General features: G+C 47.4%; 3 protein-coding genes. All 3 read left to right on the forward strand.

Translation table 11 applies throughout. The features are described from left to right. Nucleotides 1-87 precede the first annotated feature (87 nt). A complete protein-coding gene (locus H6F50_RS13585) occupies nt 88-447 on the forward strand; it encodes a VOC family protein (protein ID WP_190429103.1) in 360 nt (119 codons plus the stop codon). A gap of 164 nt (nt 448-611) precedes the next feature. Next, nucleotides 612-1,886, forward strand: coding sequence for a recombinase family protein (locus H6F50_RS13590; protein WP_190429104.1), 1,275 nt, complete (start codon nt 612-614; stop codon nt 1,884-1,886). A 543-nt stretch (nt 1,887-2,429) separates the two neighbouring features. Continuing rightward, on the forward strand, nt 2,430-3,916 hold a 1,487-nt coding region (locus H6F50_RS13595), incomplete at its 3' end, for a glycosyltransferase family 39 protein (RefSeq protein WP_190429105.1).

A 3,916-nucleotide genomic window follows, 5' to 3' on the forward strand; every position in this document is an offset into this window, starting at 1 on the left:
GATTTCTCTTACTTATTTTTTGGTTCTAAGGAATTCGTTTACCTCCAGGTAAAAATGGTATGATTACAGGCAAAAGTATAACTAGCAATGCAGATTACTCAATGTCTCCATGCAGCCATTCTCGTTTCTGACTTGGAACGAGCCGAGCAATTTTACGGGAACGTGTTGGGATTATCGAAGGTGGATAGAGTGCTGAAATTTCCCGGCGCATGGTATCAAGTCGGCGAGTTTCAAATTCACCTGATTGTTGACGACTCCATACCATCGGATTTAGTCAATTCTGAGAAATTAGGTCGGAATCGGCATTTAGCCTTCTTGGTCGCCAACTTAGACGCTGCTAAGGAGAAGCTTATAGCTCACAACTACCCCCTACAAATGAGCGCTTCTGGTCGCGCTGCGCTGTTTACTCAAGATCCTGATGGCAACATCATTGAGTTAGGTGAATGAGCTGTCAATCATGAATCCTAATCAGGGCACTTTGGGAGCATCCTGCGAATTGCGAAGACCTGTCTGCACGATAGAAGCGTGGGGCTACAGAAACGAAGCCTACCTACACAAGCTAAAATTAAACTCTTCAGGCTGCTCCTGGCAGCTTGGTACATAATTGTGCAATGAAAATCATTGCATATTCCTATACTGACCCGTTGCTTGAAGTTGCACCCGATCCCTTGATGTGGGGTTGGGAAATAGATAGCGTTTATCAAGATTTAGGGGAACGTCAACAACTACGACAGCTGTTACAAGATTGTAAAGAAGAACCCGCTAATTATTTATTAATCCGACGACTGGCAGAATTGGGAAACTCGGTGGAAGAAGTATGCGATCGCATCCTCGATCTCGAATCCCTCGGCATTCAAATGATTACTACCGAATCAGTTGCGTATCATCAAACACCCCTGCAACTCCTGCAAGAAATTCAGAATCGGCAGCGCAGCGATCGCATCCGCCAAGGACACGCTCAGCGGCGGCTCAAAGCCTCGCCAGCGCCTGGAAAAGCTCCTTATGGCTACCGACGAGGTAAAGACCGCTATATCCTAGACCGCAGCGCCGCGCCGGTCGTCAAAGATTTTTTTGAACAATTTCTGCTGTATGGTTCTTTACGTGGTGCAGTGCGGTATCTAGAAAAGAAATACGCCAAGAAAATTTCCGCTTCTACTGGACAACGCTGGCTAACGAACCCAGTCTATCGGGGTGACACTGCGTATAAAAATGGTGAGATTCTCTCTGATACCCATGCTGCCATCGTATCTAGGGAAGAAGCCGCGCAAATTGACCGCTTGCTGCGCCGTAACCGCCGTTTGCCTCCTCGTACCGCTAGTGCAAATCGTTCTCTAGCGGGATTAGTGGTTTGTGGAGAGTGCCAGTCGCCAATGACGATTACCCGCGTCACCGCTTCCCGCAAACAGGGAGAATATCTTTATCTGCGCCCAACCAAGTGTTTTAAACAGCCCAAATGTCGGGCTATTTCTTATCAGGAAGTATTAGAGCAAACGATTGAGAGAATCTGCCAGGATTTACCCCGCGCAGTAGCGACGGTGAATGTTCCCAATATGGATGGAATTAAGGGCACGATTACCCATGAAATTGCCGCTAAGCAAGATATCTTAGCTCAGTTGCCGACGCTTACAGAGAATGGCATTCTAGATTCAGAAACTGCCCAGTTACGCGCCTACAAGCTACGCACAGAAATCTCTCAATTGCAATCGCGGATGGCGAGTCTGCCGCCAGTAGATTTACAAGCGATCGCGCAGGCTGTATCTATCTCACAATTTTGGCTAGATTTGTCAGAATCAGAGCGACGATTCTACTTTCGAGAATTTATTCGCCAGATTGAAATTAACCGCCAGGATTCATCTTGGGAGATCCAGCTAGTTTTTATCTTTTAGCGATTAACGATAAAGTGTTGCGATCGCAATTCTATTTGAGCTGTGAGCCAGCACTTCAGATACCCCGCTTCTCACAGCAGCCAGTTATCTCGCCTTGCCGAATCGTTAAAGAGTGCGCTCGCTCTTCACAAAGCCGCAACACGTACGCTAGCAACACTTACGCGAACAGAGTAAGTCGGCGTTACACTTGCATGGTGGCGATGCTAAATGTGCCGATAGATGACTAAAAAAACTTTCCGTATGACTCTCACTACTGGTATAAATTTTATAATTCGGAACGCAACGAGCGTCTAACCGCTGTAAAACTGAGTCTAAACGCTGCGAGTGTTTCCAACTCTGAGATTGTCCTACAGAGTTAGAGCAGGCATGGCGAGAGTTTTCCTCGGTCACTTTAAGATAGAAAATCCGGCTTTATTCTATAGAGTTATGCAAACTTCATAAGGACATGGAAACTTACCTTGTGATTTTAGTCAGATGATTGAGTTAGATAAATCGCAGGGAATGAAGTTGGATTGCCGCTAAATACCACGAGCTTTGTTAAATATGGATCGTCAAACTTTTGCGTGGGGTCGTTCAAAAAAGAAGATTAGAGGAGCTGACAGATGGGTGGAAAGGCTGTGGGTCTTAGGGTTATTCCTAGCGGCTATCCTGCTATTTGGAATCAATCTGGGCGTACTGCCTTTACGGGATTGGGATGAGGGAACGGTTGCCCAGGTTGCTCGTGAGATTTGGCAGGCAAAGTTTGATTCTTTGAGATGGCTGTATCCGACGTTGGGAGGTACGGAGTATTTCAATAAACCGCCTTTAATGCATCTGCTGATTGCCGGTGCCTACGCAATCGGCGGTGTAAATGAGTGGACAACGCGCCTACCTGGGGCGCTGCTGAGTGCCGCTTGTGTGCCGCTTTTGTATGGCATTGGACGGGAACTATTCCGGCGACGCCTTCCAGCTCTTTTCTCGGCTTTGATTTACTTAACGCTACTACCCGTTGTGCGTCATGGGCGTCTGGCGATGCTGGATGGGGCAGTGCTGTGCTTTTTCCTGTTGATGATGTGGTGCGTGTTGCGATCGCGTCGAAACTTGCGCTACGCTCTCGGTGCCGGTATCGGGTTTGGGTTGATTTGCCTGACTAAAGGCATGATGGGATTATTACTTTTAAATATTGCCCTGGTATTTTTAGCTTGGGATACTCCCAGACTGTTAACTTCCCTCTATTTCTGGATTGGTTTGCTCTTGGGCAGTGTGCCAGTTGCCGCTTGGTATGGTGCCCAATTTCTCCACTACGGGCAGGCTTTCGTAAACACCGGCATCTTCAGTCAATCCTTGGAACGAATTTGGGCACCCGTCGAGAATCACGCGGGTCCCCCCTGGTATTATCTGTTGGAAATCTTAAAGTACGGTTGGCCCTGGTTATTCTTGTTGCCTCAAGGATTGCGCCTTGCTTGGGAAAATCGCAATATGAGCTGGGCAAAACTGGTACTGGTGTGGATGAGTGTTTATCTAGTAGCCATTTCGGTGATGGGAACAAAGCTTCCCTGGTATGTACTGCCGATTTACCCAGCAGTGGCTTTATTGGGAGGTGCCCAGCTTGCTGAAATTTGGAATGCGCCGAGTAAGAAATCCTATCCCCGCTCTTGGGTACCGCTTTTGACAGTCATGGGTTTAGCGGCGCTAAGCGGTAGTTTTTATTTTGCTGCGTTTGGCCCCCAACCGAACTGGAATTTGCAACTGGTGTTTGCATCGGCTGCTTTGACTTTATTGATAACGGCAGTTTTGATTTATCAAAAAGACCTGCAATTTATTCCACTGCTATTTTGGGGTACGTATGTAACGCTACTGCTACTCATGACATCGCCGCACTGGAATTGGGAACTTGCAGAAGCCTATCCGGTTAAACCCGTTGCCGCGATGATTAAGCGCAAAACTCCCATCAATAAGCCAATCTACACATCCTACGATCATGGTCGTCCTTCTCTGAATTTTTATAGCGATCGCCAAGTCATCCCCGCAACGGATGCCGAACTCCAGCA

Origin of the sequence: Coleofasciculus sp. FACHB-712 (genome assembly GCF_014695635.1) — a bacterium.
GTDB lineage: Bacteria > Cyanobacteriota > Cyanobacteriia > Cyanobacteriales > FACHB-T130 > FACHB-T130.